General features: G+C 59.1%; 16 protein-coding genes and 3 pseudogenes. 15 read left to right on the forward strand and 4 right to left on the reverse strand.

Annotated features, from left to right (window positions below; all coding sequences use genetic code 11):
- Nucleotides 1-37 precede the first annotated feature (37 nt).
- Together PGR29_RS12195 and PGR29_RS12200 are read right to left on the reverse strand one after the other, a co-directional pair.
- Nucleotides 38-1,618 carry a rhodanese homology domain-containing protein gene (locus tag PGR29_RS12195; protein ID WP_316424596.1) on the reverse strand — a complete coding sequence of 527 codons (1,581 nt, stop codon included), beginning with the start codon at nucleotides 1,616-1,618 and terminating at the stop codon, nucleotides 38-40.
- On the reverse strand, nucleotides 1,611-2,216 hold the full coding sequence (locus PGR29_RS12200) for a cysteine dioxygenase (protein ID WP_113374131.1): 606 nt from the start codon (nucleotides 2,214-2,216) through the stop codon (nucleotides 1,611-1,613). Before PGR29_RS12200 ends, PGR29_RS12195 begins: the two co-directional genes overlap by 8 nt.
- 107 nt (nucleotides 2,217-2,323) lie before the next feature.
- On the opposite strand from PGR29_RS12200, the gene PGR29_RS12205 reads away from it, so the two are divergent.
- From PGR29_RS12205 to PGR29_RS12235, 7 genes and pseudogenes are all read left to right on the forward strand, one after another.
- Nucleotides 2,324-3,217, forward strand: coding sequence for a LysR family transcriptional regulator (locus tag PGR29_RS12205; RefSeq protein WP_316424598.1), 894 nt, complete (start codon nucleotides 2,324-2,326; stop codon nucleotides 3,215-3,217).
- A 145-nt stretch (nucleotides 3,218-3,362) separates the two neighbouring features.
- Nucleotides 3,363-4,455 (forward strand): annotated as a pseudogene (locus tag PGR29_RS12210) (LLM class flavin-dependent oxidoreductase); the annotation flags it as partial.
- 46 nt (nucleotides 4,456-4,501) lie between these two features.
- Nucleotides 4,502-5,596 (forward strand): acyl-CoA dehydrogenase family protein, encoded by a 1,095-nt coding sequence (locus tag PGR29_RS12215; protein WP_316424654.1) that lies wholly within the window; start codon nucleotides 4,502-4,504, stop codon nucleotides 5,594-5,596.
- Nucleotides 5,597-5,601: 5 nt separating this feature from the next.
- A complete protein-coding gene (locus PGR29_RS12220; protein WP_213316767.1) occupies nucleotides 5,602-6,576 on the forward strand; it encodes an ABC transporter substrate-binding protein in 975 nt (324 codons plus the stop codon).
- A complete protein-coding gene (locus PGR29_RS12225) occupies nucleotides 6,573-7,610 on the forward strand; it encodes an ABC transporter substrate-binding protein (protein ID WP_316424599.1) in 1,038 nt (345 codons plus the stop codon). Before PGR29_RS12220 ends, PGR29_RS12225 begins: the two co-directional genes overlap by 4 nt.
- Nucleotides 7,591-8,586, forward strand: coding sequence for an ABC transporter permease (locus tag PGR29_RS12230; RefSeq protein ID WP_316424601.1), 996 nt, complete (start codon nucleotides 7,591-7,593; stop codon nucleotides 8,584-8,586). Before PGR29_RS12225 ends, PGR29_RS12230 begins: the two co-directional genes overlap by 20 nt.
- A complete protein-coding gene (locus PGR29_RS12235; protein WP_316424602.1) occupies nucleotides 8,580-9,356 on the forward strand; it encodes an ABC transporter ATP-binding protein in 777 nt (258 codons plus the stop codon). Before PGR29_RS12230 ends, PGR29_RS12235 begins: the two co-directional genes overlap by 7 nt.
- A 95-nt stretch (nucleotides 9,357-9,451) precedes the next feature.
- On the opposite strand, the gene PGR29_RS12240 is transcribed toward PGR29_RS12235, so the two are convergent.
- Nucleotides 9,452-11,524: a TonB-dependent siderophore receptor gene (locus PGR29_RS12240; protein WP_316424655.1), complete on the reverse strand. Its 2,073-nt coding sequence runs from the start codon at nucleotides 11,522-11,524 to the stop codon at nucleotides 9,452-9,454.
- A gap of 505 nt (nucleotides 11,525-12,029) precedes the next feature.
- Here PGR29_RS12240 and PGR29_RS12245 point away from each other — a divergent pair.
- The 8 genes and pseudogenes from PGR29_RS12245 (at nucleotide 12,030) to PGR29_RS12280 (ending at nucleotide 19,182) form a co-directional block, all read left to right on the forward strand.
- Nucleotides 12,030-12,851 carry an ABC transporter ATP-binding protein gene (locus PGR29_RS12245; RefSeq protein ID WP_316424603.1) on the forward strand — a complete coding sequence of 274 codons (822 nt, stop codon included), beginning with the start codon at nucleotides 12,030-12,032 and terminating at the stop codon, nucleotides 12,849-12,851.
- A complete protein-coding gene (locus PGR29_RS12250; protein WP_113374124.1) occupies nucleotides 12,848-13,873 on the forward strand; it encodes a FecCD family ABC transporter permease in 1,026 nt (341 codons plus the stop codon). The genes PGR29_RS12245 and PGR29_RS12250 overlap by 4 nt, the downstream gene beginning before the upstream one ends.
- Nucleotides 13,870-14,922 (forward strand): FecCD family ABC transporter permease, encoded by a 1,053-nt coding sequence (locus PGR29_RS12255; protein ID WP_316424604.1) that lies wholly within the window; start codon nucleotides 13,870-13,872, stop codon nucleotides 14,920-14,922. Before PGR29_RS12250 ends, PGR29_RS12255 begins: the two co-directional genes overlap by 4 nt.
- A gap of 11 nt (nucleotides 14,923-14,933) precedes the next feature.
- Nucleotides 14,934-15,886, forward strand: a pseudogene (locus PGR29_RS12260) (iron-siderophore ABC transporter substrate-binding protein).
- Nucleotides 15,831-16,782: pseudogene (locus tag PGR29_RS12265) on the forward strand (MurR/RpiR family transcriptional regulator). Before PGR29_RS12260 ends, PGR29_RS12265 begins: the two co-directional pseudogenes overlap by 56 nt.
- A gap of 95 nt (nucleotides 16,783-16,877) precedes the next feature.
- Entirely contained in the window at nucleotides 16,878-17,645 is a 768-nt protein-coding gene (locus tag PGR29_RS12270) for a basic amino acid ABC transporter substrate-binding protein (protein WP_020079063.1), read from the forward strand.
- Between the two features lie 63 nt (nucleotides 17,646-17,708).
- Complete coding sequence (locus PGR29_RS12275; RefSeq protein ID WP_020079062.1) at nucleotides 17,709-18,473, forward strand: amino acid ABC transporter permease; 765 nt, start codon at nucleotides 17,709-17,711, stop codon at nucleotides 18,471-18,473.
- Nucleotides 18,460-19,182, forward strand: coding sequence for an amino acid ABC transporter ATP-binding protein (locus tag PGR29_RS12280; RefSeq protein ID WP_316424656.1), 723 nt, complete (start codon nucleotides 18,460-18,462; stop codon nucleotides 19,180-19,182). Before PGR29_RS12275 ends, PGR29_RS12280 begins: the two co-directional genes overlap by 14 nt.
- 54 nt (nucleotides 19,183-19,236) lie before the next feature.
- Here the strand turns inward: PGR29_RS12280 and PGR29_RS12285 are convergent, their stop codons facing one another.
- Nucleotides 19,237-20,436: an MFS transporter gene (locus tag PGR29_RS12285; protein WP_316424606.1), complete on the reverse strand. Its 1,200-nt coding sequence runs from the start codon at nucleotides 20,434-20,436 to the stop codon at nucleotides 19,237-19,239.
- Nucleotides 20,437-20,579 lie beyond the last annotated feature (143 nt).

Here is a 20,579-nt window from a genome sequence, read left to right on the forward strand (position 1 = left end):
CTATTCCCGGTGGCCGTGTCGCCACCGGGTTTGTGACTTACAATACCTTAAAGCCGTGGGTACCATCGCGCGCTAACTGTTCCACCAGGCCATACTCCCAGTCGAGATAAGCCTGCATTGCCTCAGCGGAGTTATCGGTTCCTTCATAAGGCCGTCGATAGCGATCGCCGCGCGGCGTTGCCAGATGTGTCTCGCCCTGTTCCAGCGCCAGCCCGGCATCAATCCACGCCAGCGTCCCGCCGCTTAATAGTTGTACCGGCTTACCGGTCAATGCCGCGACTTCAGGCACGGCATAGCGGGCCAGCAGGCTGCTGCCGCAGGTGACAACGTAACGTTTTGCGGGAGGGATGAGCTCAAGCGCCTGACGCAGCTGTGAACGCGCCAGCCACCAGGCGCCGGGGATATGCCGTGCGACATAGTTAGCGCTGGTGGTGAAATCCAGTACCACGGTGCCGGGTTCACGCAATTGTTCCGCTAACTGCGCTGGGGTTATCTCCTCAGCCTGCGGCGCCGGCGGTACGCTTACGGGCGGAACGCCGCGTTCGCTCAATTGCTCCACGCGGACATCGCGTAAAACCGCCACTTCCCAGCCCATCTGCGCTAACCAGGACGCTGCTATCGGCGCGCGTATCTCATCATCGGAGACCAGCACAATCCGTGCTCCGCGTACGCTGGCATAATGATCGGTTTCCTGCACCAGCTGGCCGCCGGGCGCATTCACGCTGTGCGGCAGATGGCCTGCGGCATACTCCTCGGGGCTGCGAACATCAAACAGATAGGTGGTGCGGCTCGGCTGCTGTTGCCAGCGGGCTAAAGTCGCGGCATCAATGAAGGCCACGCCAGCGCGCTCGGCCAACTGCGTCACCGCAGCCACGCGCTGCGCTGAGGCGCGGAAATCGGCGTCGTAGCGACGCTGTTGGCCGTGCTCGAGTTCCAGTCCGGCTAAGGTCCAGCCGATGGTACCGTTGCGCAGTGCGTATACCGGATTGGCTAAGCCGGCATTGCGCAGCGATTGGGTACCGACAATGCTGCGGGTACGGCCGGCGCAGTTAACGATCACTGTCGTTTGCGCCGACGGCAGCAGGCCTTCGATGCGTAACGCCAGCTCCCCGCCGGGCACGCTGATGCTGCCGGGAATATTCATCGTTTGATACTCATCGAAACGCCGCGCGTCGACCACCACGACCGGCTGGGGACCCTCGATCAGCGCCTTCACTTCCTCGGCGCTCAACGACGGCGTCTGGCGCTCGCTCTCTACCAGCTCGCCGAACGCTTTGCTCGGTGAGTTAACGTCCTGAAAGAGCTCGCCGCCGCTACGCTGCCAGCCAGTCAGTCCGCCTGCCAGTAGCGCGACATCCTGATAGCCCCAGCGTTGCAGCCGTTCAAGGGCCTGCTCCGCGAGACCTTCGCCGTTATCGTAGAGGGTAATCGGCGTCGTCAGGCGCGGCACGCGACGAAAAATCTCCAGCTCCAGCTTGCTGAGCGGCAAATTAGCGGCAAACAGCGGATGGTTAGTGGCAAATGCGGCCTCTTCGCGAACATCGATGAGCGCCACTTCCGCGCCATCGATTAGCGCCTGGCGCACCTCGGCTGGCTGGCGGTAATTGTAGTCAGGCATATTCATTATCCTTTGAGAGATCCCAGATATTGGGCAAGTGGCGGTTGGAGTAACCGGAGACGAAAGGTTTGGCGATCCCATCCGCGGTATAAACAGCACGCCGGACGCCGCCGATGTTAGCGCCGTAGACGTGAATACTGATTGAGACGTGGTCCGCGAGCGCATTACTCACCCGATGAATATCGCCATCGCGGGAAGAGACTTTTTCCACCTTGCCGGGTGAAAGCCGTTCAGCAGGACCAGTGGCGATCGGTAAACCGCGTTCGTCGAGTCGGTAGCGCTGGTTCTCCTCCGCGCCGCGCAACATACCGATGGCTCCCCAGACCCGATGGTCGTGGATCGGCGTCGATTGCCCCGGCCCCCAGACGAAGCTGACAATCGAAAAACGTTGGCCGGAATCGGCATGCAGCAAATACTGCTGATAGTGGTGGGGATGCGGTAGGGTGTACTCTTCCGGTAACCAGTCATCTTTTTGCACAAGCGAAGCCAGGCGCACGGCGACGGCGTCGAGCAGGGGGGCCTCATCGGTAAACTGGCGATGCAGGGCATCAAGGTCTTGAATGAACTGGCGTAATTTTTCCACTCGCGGTGCGGTCATGGTGGTTTCCTGTTGTCGGGACTGGTCATTACGCTAGCAAAGGCGTTAATATAATTAAAATGCAATTTCCGCATATATTAATATGCAAAAATCACATTAAGGATTGTATGCGTATCGACGACATTGATGCTCTGCTGGCTACCGTGCAGTTTTCCTCCCTAAACCAAGCTGCGGAATATCTTGGCATTACCCAATCGGCCATTACCCGTCGGCTTCAGCGCCTTGAGCAAACCCTCAATGTGACGCTGCTGGAGCGCCAGACCATGCCCCTGACGCTCACCGCCGCCGGGCACCGGGTGTATGAACAATGTCTGAGCATCAAGCGGGAAACTAAAAAGCTGTACGGTCTGCTTGACCCGGAGGCGGAGCCGCAGGGCGTTCTGCGTCTTGGCGTGCCGCAGAGCGTGGCGGAAATCGCCCTCCAGCCGGCGCTGAGCGCGCTACGCCAGCAGTTCCCGGCTCTGGAGCCGCAGGTGACCTGCGGCTGGAGCGGGCTGTTGCAAAAACGGCTAGAGAGCGTCGAACTGGATGGCGTGCTGGCGATGGGACCGCAACAGCAGCGCTTTGCTGACGGCTACAGCGGGAGGCTGCTGTGCCCGCTGGATATCGTGGTCATCGCGGCGAAAAGCTGGCGACTGCACGCCGGAGCGCTGCGCGACTGTGCGCAGCGAGGCTGGATACTGAATCCCGACGGCTGCGGCCTGCGGGCCGGGCTTATCCGCGAACTGCACTCGCAGGGGCTGCGGCTGGCGCTGAACGTCGAGACCGCCGGCGCCCAGTTGCAAATCAGCCTGGTGGCGCAGGGGCTGGGGCTTGGCCTGGTGCCTCGCGCCGCGCTGGCCGCCAGCCCGTGGCGCGATGAAGTGTCCACGCTTACGCTCGCGGATTTTCAGCCGCAAGTGCATCTGTGGCTGGTACAGGCGCAGAATCTGGCTAACCTCAGCCAGCCGCTGACTTTTTTCGCCGGAAAAGTGGTCCAGCAACTTAACGCATCTTTCTGATACGTATATGTTATTTTAAGAAATGCTTATCTTGCATATTAAGTTATGATAAAAATGCATTTTGTTCATTAAGTGCCTGTGTATAGGGTAATGAAAACGCGCCGCCGCCGCGGCCCATTCATTACCTTGCTACCAGGAGTTCTGTATGAGCATTCAGTTTCTCGGCATGATCGGCCACCGCCTGTCGTCAGAAACCATCGCCCCGGTAGGGCCGATTTTTGACCGTGATTATATTGTGCGCTTCGCGCAAACACATGAAGCCGCGGGGTTTGACCGTCTGCTGGTGGGGCATTGGTCCGATCAACCCGACGGCTTTTTGGTGACCGCGCTGGCGGGGTTGTCGACGCAAAAGATAGCTTTCCTGCTGGCGCACCGCCCCGGTTTTGTCTCGCCAACTCTCGCCGCGCGTAAATTTGCCACTCTTGAACATCTGCTTGGCGGCCGGCTGGCGGTACATATTATCAGCGGCGGCAATGATGCCGAGCAGCGCCGTGACGGCGATTATCTCGACCACGACCAGCGCTATGCGCGCACCGACGCCTTCCTCGATACCATCCGCAAAGTCTGGACCGCCGAACAGCCGGTGGACATCGACAATGATTTTTATCAGGCGCAACAGGCCTGGTCGGCGATTCGCCCTCTGCAGAAACAGCATATTCCCCTCTATTTCGGTGGCTCGTCGGAGGCGGCAATTACGGTTGCCGGTAAACACGCTAACGTCTTCGCGCTATGGGGGGAGTCGCTGGCGCAGACTGCGGAAACTATCCAGCGGGTACGTGCCGAAGCGGCAAAACATCAGCGCGAGATCGGTTTCAGCGTATCGTTCCGGCCGATTATCGCCGATAGCGAAGCGGAAGCCTGGGAGAAAGCCGAGCATATTTTGCATGTCGCCACCGAGCGGGCGGCGCAGAGTGAAGGGGGCTTTAAAGCCAAGCCCGATAGCGTTGGCGCGCAGCGTCTGCGGGCTACGGCGGCGCAGGGCAAGGTGGTGGATAAACGCCTGTGGACCGGCATCGCGCAGCTGGTGGGCGGCGGCCACAACTCCACCGCGCTGGTCGGTACGCCGGAGCAGGTTGCCGATGCACTGCTCGACTACTACGACCTCGGCGTGCGTAACTTCCTGATCCGCGGATTCGATCCGCTGAACGATGCGCAGGAGTATGGCAAAGCGCTGCTGCCGATTACCCGCGAAAAAGCCGCGCTGCGCGCCGTGGCGGAGCGTGCATCGTGAGTCATCGCCCAATCGCAGATTGGCCACGGCAGCTTGCCGAGATCCGCCAACTGATGGCGGAGGAGGCGGCCAGCCTTGATGCCAGCGGCGATTTTCCCCATCGCAATATTGACGTTCTGCGCCGACGCGGATTTTTAAGCCTTGCCGTACCATCGCAGTATGGCGGTGCAGGCGCCAGTTTAGCCGAGCTGCAACAGGCTATCGCCGCCATCGCCTGGGGCGAACCGGCGACCGCGCTGATTGTCTGCATGCAGTACCTACATCATCTGCGGCTGGCGGAAAATACGCATTGGGCTGAGCCGCTACGCCAGCACGTGTTTGATGATGCGCTCACAAACGGCGGGTTGATCAATAGCCTGCGCGTCGAGCCGGATCTGGGCTCTCCGGCGCGCGGCGGCCTGCCGCAAACGATAGCCAGCCGTAACGGCCGGGGCTGGCTGATTAACGGTCACAAAATTTATACCACCGGTATCGAAGGGTTGAGCTGGCTGGCGCTGTGGGCGCGCAGCGACGACAACCCGCCGCTGGTCGGTAGCTGGCTGGTCCCTGCCGACAGCGAGGGCATCAGCGTAGTGAAAAGCTGGGATCACGTAGGCATGCGGGCTACCGGCAGTCACGAGGTGGTGCTGAAAAACGTGCAGGTATCCGCCGGGCACGCGGTAGACGTTTGGCCTGCCGACGAGCCGCCCGCGCCGGACGCCGAACAATTTCGTCTGTTTGCTAACCGTCATACGGCGTTGCTGGCGGCGATTTACGACAGCGTGGCCCGCGCGGCGCGCGACTGGCTTGTCGCGTGGCTTGGTGCGCGGGTTCCCGGCAATCTTGGACAACCGCTTTCCAGTCTGCCGCGGGTACAGGAAAAAGTGGGGCAGATAGAGGGGCTACTGCTGGTTAACCGCGCTCTGCTGGAGAATACCGCGGAGCTGGGCTTTTCCGCTATTGAGGCCAATCTGGCGAAAGTCACTATCACCGATAACGCCATTCTGGCGGTCAATCTGGCGCTTGAACTCACCGGCAATCATGGTTTAAGCCGGCAAAATCCTCTGGAACGCCACTATCGCAACGTCCTGTGCGGGCGGGTACATACGCCGCAGCACGACAGCGCGTGGCAGGCGGCGGGTAAACACGCTTTTCAACAACAAGGATAATTAAGATGCGCATACCTCATTTTACCCGCATAGCCGGGGCGCTAATGCTATTGACGCTGAGCGGCTATGTTGCGGCTCAGGAAAGAATCACGCTGCGAATTGCCGATCAAAAAGGCGGCATGCGGTCGCAACTGGAGGCTGCTAACGCCTTGCAAAACCTCGCTTACGATATTAAATGGGCCGAGTTTCCTGCCGCCGCGCCGCTGGCTGAAGCGCTCAACGCCGGCGCGGTTGACGTGGGGATTATCGGCGATGCGCCGCTGCTGTTCGCGCTGGCGAACGGCGCGCCGGTAAAAGCGATTGCCGTCGATAAGAGCAACCCGGCGGGGACCGCCGTGCTGGTGCCCCCCGGCAGCGCGTTAAAAAGCGCGGCGGATCTGAAAGGTAAACGCATTGCCACCGGTAAAGGATCAATTGGCCATTTTGTGGCGCTGAAAGCTCTGGAGCAGGCGGGGGTCTCGCCGAAGGATGTCCAGTGGGTATTCCTTGGCCCGGTGGATGCGAAAGTCGCGCTGCTTAACGGTTCGGTAGATGCCTGGGCGACCTGGGAGCCCTATACCACGCAACTGGTGAAAACCGCCGAAGGGCAGATTCTGGTGAGCGGTAAAGGGCTGTTGCCGGGTAATACCTTCCTGGCTGCCACCGATAATGCTCTGAAGGATCCACAAAAGCGCGCGGCGCTTCAGGATTATCTCACCCGACTGGCCGGCGCCGAGCGTTGGGCATACGCCAATCTCGATAGCTATGGCAAAACGCTGGGGGAGATCATTCGCTTCCCGGCGGAGATCGCCCGCGCGCAGTTTGCCAACCGCCAGTCGCAGTGGCAGCGGCTGGACGCGCCGACGGTCGCCCAGCAGCAGTCGACGGCGGACTTTTATCTTGCCAACGGCCTCATTCGCGCAAAGCTCGATGTAACGCCGACATTTGATAACGGCTTTAACGTGCCGGTCGCGCCGGTTCATGCGGAGGCGGCGCCATGATGACCACACGTTTTACCCGTCGTCGTTTCTTACAATTTACCGGCGGTCTGGCGCTGGCCGGGGCGTCTGTGCCGCTATGGGCTCACGATATGGCGGAGATGGCGAGCGGCGATGAACATCCGGCGCTGCGTCTGGCGCAGCCTTACAAAATCAAGCTGGCGATCAACAAAAGCGCGGTGTGCCTGGCGCCGGTCGCCGTCGCGGAGCAGCAGAAGATTTTTAGTAAATATAATCTCGACGTTGAGTTTGTTAACTTTGGTAACTCGACGGATGTACTGCTGGAAGCGATTGCCACCGGCAAGGCCGACGCCGGGGTAGGCATGGCGTTACGTTGGCTGAAGGCGCTGGAGCAGGGGTTTGACGTCAAACTTACTGCCGGAACGCACGGCGGCTGCCTGAATTTGTTGACGGCCAAAAACTCGCCTTTTAGCGGTCTGGAGAGCCTGAAAGGGCAAACCATTGGCGTCACCGATATGGCCGGGCCGGATAAAAACTTCTTCGCCATCTTGCTGAAACGCCACGGTATCGACCCGATTAGCGATGTGCAGTGGAAAGTCTATCCGGCCGACCTGCTCAGCGTGGCGCTGGATAAACGCGAAATCGCCGCCATTAGCGGCAGCGAACCCTTTAGCTATCGCCTGCTGGAAACCGGGAAATATCAGCTAATCGCCAGCAATATGACCGGCGATTACGCCAATCTTAGCTGCTGCGTGCTGGGCGTCAGCGGCTCCCTTGCGCGCGATCATAAACCGGCGGCGGCCGCGCTTACCAAGGCGATTCTGGAAGCGCACAGTTATGCCGCCGCGCACCCGGAAAGCGTGGCGCAATCTTTTCTCGCCCATGCGCTAAATACTAACGAAGCGGAGGTTAGCGGCATTCTTCACGGCCAGGGGCACGGCCATCATGCGGTGGGCGAGGCTTTTGTTAAAGAGCTGACGCAGTATGCCGTGGATCTTCAGCGGGTACAGGTCATCAAACCGGGAACCGATCCTCATCAGTTTGCGGAGAGTATTTATGTCAACGTTTTCGCCTGACCGCGCGCTCGCCCGACCGGGGCTCGGCGCTCTGCTCTGGACGGAGGGCGGGCTTGCCGCCGCGCTATGGCTGCTGGGCGGCCTGTTCACGCAGGCCTGGCCCGATGCCGGTCGGCGCTGGCCATTTAGCGAGGAGTGGGCGCTGGCGCAGTTCACTCTCGGCGGCGGACTGCTGTTACTGACGCTGAGTTACCGTTACTGGCGCCAGCGGGGCGCGCGTTTGCAGCGTGCCGGAAAATGGCTGGCGCTGTTGCCGGTGCTCTTCGCGCTATGGGAAGGGCTGACGGCCAAGACGGCGTTTTTGCCGGTGCCGTTTTTCGCTCCGCCGCAGGCGCTGATTGAAGTGCTGCATGATGACTGGCCGCGGTTGCTTGATAGCCTGCTGCATTCGCTGGGGCTGCTCGGGCTCGGAGTACTGCTCGGCACCAGCTGTGGGTTTATTAGCGGGCTGGCGATTGGCTGGTCTCAGCGTATTGGCTATTGGGTGCATCCGGTATTACGCCTGCTGGGGTCGGTGCCTTCCACCGCGCTGCTGCCGCTATGCCTGTTTATCTTTCCTTCCAGCTTCGGCGCCAGCGTGTTTTTGATTGCGCTCAGCACCTGGTTCCCGGTCACGGTATTAACCTGGTCCGGGGTCATCGGTATCGATAAAGCGTGGTATGACGTGGCGCGAACGCTAGGAGCCAGCCAACGGTTCCTGATCCTGCGCGTGGCGATCCCCGCCGCGCTGCCGAACGTGTTTGTCGGCTTATTTATGGGGCTTGGCGCGTCGTTTTCAGTGCTGATTGTCGCCGAAATGGTCGGCGTCAAATCCGGGATCGGTTTTTATCTGCAGTGGGCGCAGGGCTGGGCGGCCTATCCGAATATGTACGCGGCGCTATTCGTGATGGCGTTGTTATGTTCCGGCCTGATTAGCGGGCTATTTATGATTCGCGATCGGCTGCTGAGCTGGCAGCGCGGAGGAATGCAATGGTAAGTGCCCAGACAGTTTCGACCGGTGCGGCGGTGGCGGTACGTCATCTTCATCATGCTTTTACATTGGGCAAACAGACGGTGCCGGTGCTGGACAATATCAGCCTGCAACTGCGGCCAAGGGAGAGTGTCGCCCTGCTTGGCCCCTCAGGCTGCGGTAAATCGACGCTTCTGCGCCTGCTGGCGGGGCTGGAGCCACAGCAAAGCGGGCATATTGAGATTGACGATGCGGCGATGGGCGGGCCGGGGCCGGAACGGATCCTGGTTTTCCAGGACCCGACGCTTTATCCGTGGCTGACGGTGCGGCAGAACGTGCTGCTGGGGCCGCAGGCGCAGGGGAAAAAGGGGCTGGAGCCGAAGGCCGACGCGCTGATTTCACGGATCGGGCTGCAGGCGTTTAGCGAGGCGTGGCCGCGGCAGCTTTCCGGCGGGATGGCGCAGCGTGCGGCGCTGGCGCGCGCGTTGCTCAATGAACCGCGTCTACTGCTGCTTGATGAGCCGCTGGGTAAGCTGGATTCGCTTACCCGTATCAGCATGCAGCGCGAACTGATTGCGCTGTGGCAGCGGCAGGGTTATACCAGCCTGCTGGTGACCCACGATATTGAAGAAGCGCTGCTGCTCTGCGAGCGGGTGCTGGTGATGTCGCCGCGGCCGGGGCGCATTATCGCTGAGTTTACGCTTCCGCTGGCGTTTCCCCGCCATCGCGATAACCCACTGCTATTGCAGCATCGGCAGGATATTTTGCGTATCCTCGGCCAGGAAGAGGATTGGTAAGCCAAATGCATCATCCGGTATTTCCCCGCAGCAGGGGCTGAGGGGAGGTAGCCCGGATAAGGCGCAGCGCGCCGCTATCCGGGGCAGGGTAAGGCTTAAAAATCCATTTTCACCGTAAACTGCACTTCACGCGGGTCGCCAATCTGGTTGCCGAGATTATTGGTGCCGATTGACGAGGTATAATAGGTCTTATCGAACAAGTTCTTCACATTCACCTGTAGCGTTACCGGATACTGCAGCTTCATTTTGTAGGCCGCGAAGACGTCGGCCACCGCATAGCCCTGCAGATAATAATCCGCGCCGTTGGTGCCGGACCGTTTGCTGACCGCGTGGCCGCCGCCGCCAACGGTCAGGGTGTTGCTGTTATAGACGTTATGAATGTCATAGGTCAGGAACAGCGAACCGGTATGTTTTGGCACGTTCGGTAGCGGTTTACCGGCATAATCGGGATCTTCCAGCACTTTGGCATCGGTATAGCCGTAGCTGGCGATGACGCTGAGGTTATCGGTGATCGAGCCCGCCAGATCCACCTCCACGCCGCGCGAGCGAACCTTACCCGCGGTCTTCGCCACCGTCTCGTCGCCGATACTTTCGGTATACAGCACGTTACGTTTATGAATATCAAATAACGCGATATTGGCGGTAATACCCTCTAACAGGTCGAATTTCGCGCCGACTTCGTAAGAGGTGGACTCTTCCGGCGGCAGTTCGCCGATATAGCTGGCAATCGACGACTGCGGCATAAATGACTGGGCGACGTTAGCAAACAGCGACACATTTGGCGTTACCTTGTAGACCAGGCCAGCCTTCGGCGTCCATTTCTCATCGCGGCTATCGGTATTGACGTTAAACGGACGGCCTTTACCGGCATACTGGGTGTAATACTGGTAGCGTACGCCGGCCACGGCAATCCAGTTATCGGTCAGGTACAGGGCGTCCTGCAGATAGGTCGCATAGCTCTCCTGCTTGATGCGCTGATCGCTATCGGCAGCGGAAACGGTATTACAGGTATCGAGAGTGCCGTAAACCGGATGATAAATATTAAAGCCTTTCACGTTCTTACAACGCAGCATATCGGTACGCAGCAGATCGTAATTCTCATAGGCGACGCCGGTCAGCAGTTCATTATAAAAGCCGCCGATCACCACGTTGCCTTGTAGATCGGCGCGGGTGGAATGCATCTTTTGCGTTGAGCCATGCGTGCCGTCGACCCGGCGGGTCAGGTTGCCGGTCGCAGAATCATAGGCCATTACCCTGGCCTGGTTATCGTTGTAGTGATCCTGGCTGTAGCTGTAATCAAAGCGCGCGGTCCAGGCGCTGTTAAGACGATACTCGGCGTTCAGTTGGGCAATATCGGAATAACCATCGGTGATATTAAAGGCTTCATCGAAACGGGTTTTACGGTCGACGTTGACCGCGTGGCCGGTATTGAGATCGAAAATCGTGCCGCGGTCAAAGGGGGCGCTGTAATCGCGATGTGAATACGAAGCGGTAATGGTCGCGCTATCGCCAAACCAGGTCAGGGAAGGGGCGATAAAGCTGCTTTTGTTCTTGCCGAAATTACGCCAGTAATCTTCATTTTGATATTCGCCGATCAGTCGATAGGCCAGATTTGTGCCATCGATTGGCCCGGTCACGTCGAAGCTACCCGTGCCGCCGCCAAAACTGCTGGAGGTGGCGGAAACCGAACCAGAGAACTGACGCTCGGGGCGTTTGGTGACCACGTTTATCAGCCCGCCGGGGTCGAGAATGCCGTACAGCGTCGAGGCCGGGCCCTTCAGAACTTCAACCCGCTCGGTAGCGGCGTTAAAGCTGCGCGGTAGAACGGTACGCAGGCCGTTGGTCATGATAGAACCGTCGCGATTGGCGCCGAAGCCGCGGCGGGTAAAGGCATCCTGGGTACCGCCGAGGGTATTGGTCTGCACTACGTTGGCGACGTTATACAATGCTTCATCCAGCGAGGTAGCGTGCTGATCTTCCAGCACCCGGTCGCTGACGGTATTCACCACCTGCGGAATATCCAGCAGCGGCATTGAGGTCAATGTCGCCGTGGACGAACTCAGCGGCTGATAACCGCTGGTGGCGTTCTGCTGGCGGCCGTCAGCCACTACGGTAATGGTGTCCTCCGCGTCCTTGGTATTCTTTGCCGCGTTATTTTCTGCGGCTATTAATCCCGGTGAGGCTAAAAAAAGAAGCGAAAAAAGCGCGCGCCCTTGCAACGTCCTGCAGGCGACATGGGGTTGAGTCATTATCTGTTTCTCGTGAACGAATCTGCCTTTGCGGTCAGATAAAGCCAATTAAATCATTGCCCTGAAAATAAAACCTATCCGTTAAGCGTCTGAATGCGCCTTCAGATATGTAATTGAGAATCATTCAAACACGAAGAAATGTAGTAGTAAATGTTATGTAAGATAAAAAAGCTGCGCTGAAGAAAAGCGCGATTTAGCAGTCTGTACCAGGTGATGTGATGATCTTATTTTATTGATTATAAATAGTATTCATAAAATTCATTTTGTCTCCCCATGAGGTGCTGAACGTGAAGGAAGCAACATGCAGCACAGTATTGACTACTACATTCATCCCCTTCATGATCAAAAGAGAATGAGATTTATTTTGATTTGACTGCAGAACGTTGAAGGCGGACGCCGGAACGCTGCGGCGCAGGAGCGAGTTATGCCACAGCGGGTAAACCCTGCAGAGAAGGGGATCGTCCTGGAATCCCTGTCGGCCGGGTATGGCCAGACGCTTATCGTCGATGACATTAATCTGACGATCCCCAGCGGTAAAATGACGGTGCTTGCCGGGGCTAACGGGTCCGGCAAATCAACGCTGTTATCGACCATCGCCCGGATGCTAAAACCGCTCGGCGGCTGCGTCCGTCTGGACGGAAAGACCATCCACGACATGCCGACCAAAGCGGTCTCCCGCCAGCTGGGGATCCTGCCGCAATCGCCGCTGACGCCGGAAGGGCTCACGGTGTTTGAACTGGTATCGCGCGGGCGCTACCCGTGGCAGGGGCTGATGCGCCAGTGGTCTGAAGCCGATGAACAGGCGGTGGAAGAGGCGCTGCAATTAACCGGCACCGCCGAATTCGCCCATCTGCCGGTCGATAGCCTTTCCGGCGGTCAGCGTCAGCGCTGCTGGATAGCGATGGCGCTGGCGCAGCAGACGAAAACCATTTTACTGGATGAGCCCACCACCTGGCTCGACCTGCGCTATCAGGTCGATATTCTTGAACTTCTGCAGAGCCTGACCCGCCAGCATGGCCGCACGGTGGTAACGGTCCTTCACGACCTGAACTTTGCGGTGAACTACGCCGACCTGCTGGTATTTCTCAAAAAAGGGCGGATAGCCGGGACCATTTCAGAACACGAAATCTGCAGCCCTGAACTGATTAAAAACGTCTTTGATGTTGATGTGCAGATGTCAATCAATCCGCAAACCGGCAAACCTTTCTTTATGCCGTTTCGCGCAAGCCAGACCGTTGCCCTATGAGCGCCGCCGTGCTGTACGCCACACGGCGTCGTACTCGTCCGCGGCTGGCGATGCTGCTGTTAGCTCTGCTACTTATTATCGGTTCGCTGATTCATCTTGGCTTAGGCGCCCGCTGGATCGCGCCGCAGACGGTCCTGCAGGCACTGCTCGAGTACGACCCGCGAAACTTCGATCACCGTATTATTGTTGATTTACGTCTGGTTCGGCTGGCAGCGGCGCTGTTGACCGGCGCGGCGCTTGGCGTTGCCGGGGTGCTGCTGCAGACGGTGATCCGCAACCCGCTTGGCGAGCCGCATATTCTTGGGCTCAACGCCGGCGCCTCGCTGGCGATGGTTGCGACCTCGGCGCTGGGCCTCTCTCTCGGCGATTTTCCAGCGGCACGCCCGCTAACCGCCGCCTGTGGCGCGGCGCTGCTGTTCGGCGGGGTAATGGCCCTGGCTTCTGCCGGGCGCGGCGGGGCGACGCCGCTGCGCATCACGCTATGCGGCGTGGCGATCTCGGCGTTTGCCTCGGCGGTGACGGCGGCGATTTTAATTCTTGACGAACAAACGCTGCTGGCGATGCGCACATGGCTTGCCGGCGATCTGGCCGGATTGAACTGGGCTACCCTACAGGCGGCGCTGGTGCCGGCGCTTTCTGGCATGGGACTGGCGCTGCTCCTCGCGCCACGTCTGAACGTGCTGGCGCTGGGCGATAAAGCGGCGCTGGGGCTGGGGGTGAATCTGGTGCAGACCCGGCTGCTGGGGCTGGCCGCTATTGCACTGCTGTGCGGCGCGGCGGTGGCGGTGGCCGGGCCTGTTGGGTTTGTCGGGCTGGTGGTGCCGCATGTGGTGCGCCGTCTGATAACGCAAGATATTCGCCTGGCGTTACCGCTGGCGGCGCCGGTAGGGGCGCTGGTGCTGGTGCTGGCGGATATCGCCGCCCGTACCCTAGTCGCCCCGCAGGAACTGGCGACCGGCGCGATGACTGCGCTGGTGGGGGCGCCGCTATTTATTTTTATCGCCGCGAGGTTTTTTAAATGAAACGCGCCGTTCATCGCGCTGGATTTCGGCCTCTGGGGCTCGCTTCAAGGCATCTGTTGCTGCGTCCGGCAGCATTGAAAATTGCCGCCTTCATGCTGCTCTTTTTGCTGGCGCTGGGGCTCTATAGCCTCAGCCGCGGCAGCTTTCCGCTGCCATCTTCGACATTGGCGCGTGCGCTGCTGGCGCCGGAGAAGCTTGGCGAGCAGCAACGTTTCATCCTGTTTGACATCCGCCTACCGCGAATTTTGATGGCGCTGCTCTGCGGCGCCATGCTTGGCCTGGCGGGAGCGGCAATGCAGAGCATTACCCGTAACGGCCTGGCGGACCCCGGCCTTATTGGCGTCAAAGAAGGGGCCAGCATTGTGGTGCTGGCGCTAATTCTGTTTTTTCCGGCCGTAGGGCTGGCGTGGCGGCCGCTGGCGGGAATGCTCGGCGGCGTGCTGGTGGCGCTGTTGGTGCTGGCGCTGGCGCGCGATTGTTCACGCCCGCGCTTTATTTTGATTGGCATCGGCGTGTCGTGGACGCTGGCGGCGGCGGTTGGCATTTTTATGACCACCGCCGACGTACGCGACGTACAGACGGCGATGATCTGGCTCTCCGGTAGCCTGCACGCGGCGACCTGGCCGCTGCTGGCGGTCGCGTTTTGCTGGGCGCTACCTGGCGCACTGATTCTGTTCTGCACCGCCCGCGCGGCGGATGCGGCGCTGCTGGGCGACCGTACCGCCATCGGTCTTGGCGTGCGTTTGCCGCAGCTCACGCTACTGCGTTTCTTCGCCCCCGTGCTGCTGACCTCTGCCAGCGTTTCCTGCGTTGGCAGTCTGGGTTTTGTCGGTCTGATGGCGCCGCATATGGCGCGTTTCGTCCTGCGCGGCGGTCAGGTGGCGCTACTCTGCGGCAGCGCGCTGATTGGCGCGTTGCTGGTGCTGGCAACCGATACGCTGGGGCGGCTGGCGTTTGCGCCGCTGCAGATCCCGACGGGGATTGTTATTGCTCTGGTGGGGTGCCCATTTTTTATTGCTCTGCTTTGGCGTCGCCGTGACGCCCTGTAAATCAAAAAGGATTGTTATGCGTTGGTTCATTTCTCTGCTGGTGCTGTGCGCGGGCGCCGTCTCGGCTGCCGATTCGCAAACCTTCACCGACGATTTAGGTCGTACGGTGACCGTACCGCTGCATCCGCAGCGAATCGTTTCGATGCACGATCTCGATATCACCATCCCGCTAATTGAGCTCGGAGTGCCGCCGGTGGCCAGCCATGGCCGCACGCGCCCGGACGGCAGCCACTACCTGCGTTCCAGCGCCCAACTGACCGGCGTTGATTTCGACAATAGCGAGATCCGCTTTATTGGCACCGCCGATATCGACCTTGAGGCCGTGGCTGCGGCGAAGCCGGATCTGATTATTACCGAGCCTAGCCGCCATGTCTCGGTGGAGCAACTGGCGAAAATCGCGCCGACGGTCAGTATCGATCACCTGCAGGGCAGCGCGCCGCGGATTTACCGCCAACTGGCGCAGCTCACCGGCAGCCAGGCGCGACTGGCGGTGCTTGAGCGTCGTTATCAGGAACAAATTAAACAGCTAAAGGCTACGGTCGACCCGCAGCAGTACCGCGTGTCGGTGATACAGGCGAATAACGGCAAGGTGACGGTACACCACTCCTATCACGCGCTGGGGCGAGTTCTGCGTGACGCCGGGTTCCGCTTCCCGCCGTTGATCGACAAGATCCCCGATGGCCAGCGGATCGACGTCAGCGCCGAACAGCTACCGGAGCTGGATGCCGATTTTGTCTTCGCGACCTGGCGTTCGGACACCGGCGGTAAGCCGCAGGATGAGCTAAAGGCCATGGAGGCGGTAATGCCCGGCTGGTGTGACTTTATGCGCGCCTGCCGCACCGGCCGCTATATTTTGTTGCCGCGCGAAGAGGTTATTTCTAATTCGTATGCCGCATTGACGCTGATGGTTGCTCAGGTGCAGTCGCACATCGCCGGGCGGCCGATTCCGGCGGGGGCGAAATGAAAACGGGAGTGAAAAAAGAGAAGGGCAGAGTCGATCTGTTTGGCGAGCGTTTTCGCGCTCGCGCGCATCAGCTTTCGCCCCGTTTACGCGAGGTGGCAAACTACATCAATGATAATCGTGAAGTGGTACTGGAACGAACGGCGATGGAGATCGCCACCGCTACCCACACCTCCGATGCCACCGTGGTGAGGGCGATTCAGGCTTTAGGTTTTGCCGGGCTGCGCGAGTTAAAAGAGACCATGGCGCGCTGGTTCGGGCCGTCAGCGACCTCGTCGGAAAAGATGCGCTCGACGGTGGGGGCACTCTCCTGTGATGTCAATTCCAGCATCGATTTTGTGCTGGATGGGCATCAACGCGCCTGTGAGGTGCTATCGCGTGCGGATAATCGCGCGGCGGTAGCCCAGGCGGTGGCGCTACTGGGCGATGCGCGTCAGGTGGCGATATTTGGCATCGGGGCGTCGGGGATCCTCGCCGAATACACAGCGCGTCTGTTTAATCGTATTGGCTTACCTGCCTGTACCCTCAACCGTACCGGCTTCAGTCTTGCCGAGCAGTTGATTAGCCTGCAGCGCGGCGACGTGCTGATTATGATGGGGCAAAAATCGCCGCACCGGGAGGGGATGACCACATTGCGCGAGGCGCAGCGGCTGGGGATCCCAACGATATTACTCACCCAGGCGCTGGATTCGCGCTTCAGTCAGTTGGCGCAGGTGGTGATTGATGTTCCGCGCGGCGGCGATAACGGGCGGGTGCCGCTGCATGGCACGGTGCTGATTTGCCTTGAGATGATCGTGCTGTCCGTCGCCTCGACCGCGCCGCAAAAGACGGTCAAATCAATGAAGCGAATCAATGAATTGCATCGAGCCATCGGCAAATCAGGTGGTCAACGCGGTTGAACAAAAGATAATTCACTCCCCAGACGCTTTCCGGTTGCATGCTATGCTAAGTATGTGTATTTTTATGCAAAATAAATGCATAAAAAGGATGTCTCATGGTCAAGAATTTGCTCAAAGCGTGTTTCATGATGGCCGCGCTGGCGGCAGCCGGACAGGCGGCTGCGGAAACCTATACCGTCGGTTCCGGCGGCACCTACCGTCCCTTTGAATTCGAAAATAGCCAAAAGCAGCTGGAAGGCTTTGATATCGATATCATTAAAGCCATCGCCAGGGCCGAAGGTTTTGACGTGAAGCTGGTCAACACCCCTTGGGAGGGCATTTTCGCCACCCTGGGCACCGGCGATCGCGACATTATCATCTCGGGTATTACTATCACCGATAAACGCAAACAGATGGTGGATTTCTCCGCGCCGTACTTCCCGGCCGAACAGTCGATTGTGGTGCCGGAAGGTTCAAAAGTGAACTCGCTGGCGGCGTTAAAAAACGAAAAAGTCGGCGTGGTGAACTCCAGCACCGGCGATATTGTGGTTTCGCAGGAACTGGGTAAAAACAGTACCTCCATTAAGCGTTTTGACAATACGCCGCTGATGCTGCAGGAGCTGTTTGAAGACGGCGTTAGCGCCGCGGTAGGCGACGTCGGGGTGGTTAAATACTACATCAAGCAGCACCCGGAAAAGCAATTCAAGCTGGTGCCTGACGCCAAATTTGAGCGCCAGTATTTCGGCATCGCCGTCGCTAAAGGTAACAGTGAACTGCTGGGCAAAATCAACGCCGGTTTGCAGAAAATCGTTGCCGATGGCACCTACGCCAAAATCTATAAAACCTGGTTCGATGACAACGTGCCGACGCTGCCTGCGCAATAACACCAATTTTCAGTGACCGCGGCTGTCGCTCAGGCGATGGCCGTATTTTTTTAGGGAAGGACTATGACGGGATTCCGTTGGGAGATCATCGAGGAGTATGGCCCGCTGTTTATGGACGGCGCCTTGATGACGATTAAATGTACCATTATCTGCGTGATCCTCGGGACGTTGTGGGGGTTAACGCTTGGACTGGGGCGGATGGCGAAGGCCGAGCACGGGCCATGGAAATATATTCTGCGTTATCTGGTGCAGTTTCCGGTGCGCTTCTACGTCAGCGCCTTCCGCGGTACGCCGCTGTTTGTGCAGATCATGGTGGTCCACTTTGCGCTGGTGCCGCTGTTTATTAACCCGCGCGACGGCCTGCTGGTCACCAGCGGGATAATGAGCGCCGATTTCGCCCGCGAACTGCGTTCTAACTACGGCGCGTTCCTCTCCTGTATCGTGGCGATTACCCTTAACGCCGGCGCCTACGTGTCGGAGATTTTCCGCGCCGGGATCCAGTCTATCGATAAAGGGCAGATGGAAGCTTCGCGCGCGCTGGGTATGCCGTGGTGGAAAACCATGCGTAAAGTGATCCTGCCGCAGGCATTTCGCCGCATTCTGCCGCCGCTTGGCAACAACGCTATCGCTATTGTTAAAGACTCATCGCTGGCCTCGGCGATCGGGCTTGCCGATCTGGCCTACGCGGCGCGAACCGTCTCCGGCGCTTACGCCACCTACTGGGAACCCTACCTGACTATCTCGCTGGTCTATTGGGTGATTACCTTCCTGCTGGCGCAGCTGGTTAACCGTCTGGAAAAGAGGTTTGGCAAAAGTGATTCACATTAATAATCTACATAAGCGCTTTGGCGATAGCCACGTGCTGCGCGGCATCAGTTGCGATATTAAACCACAGGAAGTGGTGTGCATTATCGGGCCCTCCGGCTCTGGCAAAAGTACCTTTTTGCGCTGTATGAATGCGCTGGAAACCGTGAACGAAGGCGAAGTGGTGGTCAATGGTTTTGCCGCCCATGACCGGACGACCGACCTCAACAAGATGCGCGAAAGCGTTGGCATGGTGTTCCAGCGCTTCAACCTGTTCCCGCATATGACAGTGCTGGAAAACCTGCTGATGGCGCCGATGAATCTGCGCAATATGCCGCGCCAGCAGGCGGTCGACCTGGCGGATGCCTTGCTGGCGAAAGTGGGCCTCAGCGATAAGCGCGATGCCTGGCCTTCCAGCCTCTCCGGCGGTCAGCAGCAGCGGGTAGCGATTGCCCGTGCGCTGGCAATGAAGCCGTCGATCATGCTGTTTGATGAGCCCACGTCAGCGCTGGATCCGGAACTGGTAGGGGATGTGCTGGAAGTGATGAAAAATCTCGCCAGCGAAGGGATGACGATGGTTATCGTGACCCACGAAATGGGCTTTGCCCGCGAAGTGGCCGACCGGGTGATTTTCATCGATCAGGGCGTGATTCAGGAAGAGGGTAAACCGGCGCAGATCTTTAGCGCGCCGACCAATCCGCGCACCGCCGCCTTCCTCAGTAAGGTGCTGTAGCCATAAGCAAAACGGGCAGGTGGAGTCCTGCCTGCCCGTTATCAACAACCTCCGCTATTGCGCGGTCTCGGTAGCCTCTTCCATGTCCTCTTCCTGCTCATTGGCGAGCAGCGTTTTTTCATTCTTGCTAAGGCACTGGATTAACAGGAACAGCACGCCGCTGGCGAACAGGGTGATGATCAAGCCGTCATAGCCGGAGACGCCAATCAACAAGCCACTGACAATCGGCCCGGCCACGCTACCGGCGGACCAGAAAAAGCCAAATAGGGCGTTGATCATGATGAGCTTTTGCCCGCTAAAGGTTTTGCCTGCCCGCACCAGCGACAGGGTATAAAGCGCGCCCGCCGCGGCGCCGAGCAGCAGGCAGATAGCCATCAGCTGTACGCGCGAGGCGAGCATAAACGGCAGCGCCAGTAGCGACAAGCTAAAGATAACCGCGCAGATAAGATGCACGCGACGGATGCCGAAGCGGTCGGCAACCCATCCCAGCGGCGCCTGGAACATGGCGTCGCCGGTGAGGACGACGGTGACCAGCAGTACCGCCATCGTTTCATTTAAACCTTTATCGATGCCGTACAGCGGCAGTAGCGCGAGAATACTGGCGTCGAAGAAGGCAAAGCAGAATACCCCAGAGGCCAGAACTGGCAAGAACGCCCCCAGGCTACGCCAGCTGGCGCGCTCGGCAAGGCTTTCGCGACTGCCGCGCGGCAGATGACGCAGCATCAGCAGGCAAACGGCGGTAATGGCGACAATTGCCATCAGCGCCGCGTGTTGCCAGGCGGGGCCGACGGAGATAAGCAGCGGGCCGGCGAGCTGGCAGCCGGTAAAGGCCGAGGCATAGATGCCGGTGAGAGTGGCGCGATTACTGCCCGCCGCACCGCCGGTTATCCAACTTTCCCCCAATACGATAATGACGCCGGAGGCGAGTCCGGTCAGCAGGCGCGGCACCAGCAACAGCGTCATGTCGGTGGTCATGCAGGAGGCGATGGTCGCCAACGCCAGCAGGATCAGGCTAACGCTGAGCAACGCGCCCATTTCAAAACGACGGCACAGCGCGGGAGAAAGGAAAGAAGAGAGCATCATTCCAGCGGGCGGCAGCGCGGCCAGCAGGCCGACATAAAGCGGAGCAACTTGCTGCTGCGCCAGCTCAAGGCTGATTAATGGCACCGTATAGCCGGTGATAAATCCCACAAGTGAAGCGGCCATGATCATCGCCAGCGTGGGGGCCAGGCGATTCTGGTCTGGGTTAAACATTGTATTCCCGATAACGGAAGGTTGCAGGTGAATAATCCGGCAAGACGCCGACCAGTCTGCATGATAATTAATCAGCTGACGGAAGTCACCGCTGAAATAGCTACTATTTTTGATATCGATAAAACGATCCGCTGGTGAATAGA

Origin of the sequence: Klebsiella sp. 141203, assembly GCF_032601985.1 — a bacterium.
Taxonomy (GTDB): Bacteria; Pseudomonadota; Gammaproteobacteria; order Enterobacterales; family Enterobacteriaceae; genus Klebsiella; species Klebsiella aerogenes.

Excerpts from the sequence above, each read along its gene's own strand:
- PGR29_RS12200 (WP_113374131.1), bottom strand. The coding sequence starts at position 2,216 with ATGACCGCACCGCGAGTGGAAAAATTACGCCAGTTCATTCAAGACCTT.
- PGR29_RS12275 (WP_020079062.1), top strand. The coding sequence starts at position 17,709 with ATGACGGGATTCCGTTGGGAGATCATCGAGGAGTATGGCCCGCTGTTT.
- PGR29_RS12205 (WP_316424598.1), top strand. The coding sequence starts at position 2,324 with ATGCGTATCGACGACATTGATGCTCTGCTGGCTACCGTGCAGTTTTCC.
- PGR29_RS12245 (WP_316424603.1), top strand. The coding sequence starts at position 12,030 with ATGCCACAGCGGGTAAACCCTGCAGAGAAGGGGATCGTCCTGGAATCC.
- PGR29_RS12285 (WP_316424606.1), bottom strand. The coding sequence starts at position 20,436 with ATGTTTAACCCAGACCAGAATCGCCTGGCCCCCACGCTGGCGATGATC.
- PGR29_RS12250 (WP_113374124.1), top strand. The coding sequence starts at position 12,848 with ATGAGCGCCGCCGTGCTGTACGCCACACGGCGTCGTACTCGTCCGCGG.
- PGR29_RS12255 (WP_316424604.1), top strand. The coding sequence starts at position 13,870 with ATGAAACGCGCCGTTCATCGCGCTGGATTTCGGCCTCTGGGGCTCGCT.
- PGR29_RS12225 (WP_316424599.1), top strand. The coding sequence starts at position 6,573 with ATGATGACCACACGTTTTACCCGTCGTCGTTTCTTACAATTTACCGGC.
- PGR29_RS12270 (WP_020079063.1), top strand. The coding sequence starts at position 16,878 with ATGGTCAAGAATTTGCTCAAAGCGTGTTTCATGATGGCCGCGCTGGCG.
- PGR29_RS12230 (WP_316424601.1), top strand. The coding sequence starts at position 7,591 with ATGTCAACGTTTTCGCCTGACCGCGCGCTCGCCCGACCGGGGCTCGGC.
- PGR29_RS12215 (WP_316424654.1), top strand. The coding sequence starts at position 4,502 with ATGGCGGAGGAGGCGGCCAGCCTTGATGCCAGCGGCGATTTTCCCCAT.
- PGR29_RS12195 (WP_316424596.1), bottom strand. The coding sequence starts at position 1,618 with ATGCCTGACTACAATTACCGCCAGCCAGCCGAGGTGCGCCAGGCGCTA.
- PGR29_RS12220 (WP_213316767.1), top strand. The coding sequence starts at position 5,602 with ATGCGCATACCTCATTTTACCCGCATAGCCGGGGCGCTAATGCTATTG.
- PGR29_RS12235 (WP_316424602.1), top strand. The coding sequence starts at position 8,580 with ATGGTAAGTGCCCAGACAGTTTCGACCGGTGCGGCGGTGGCGGTACGT.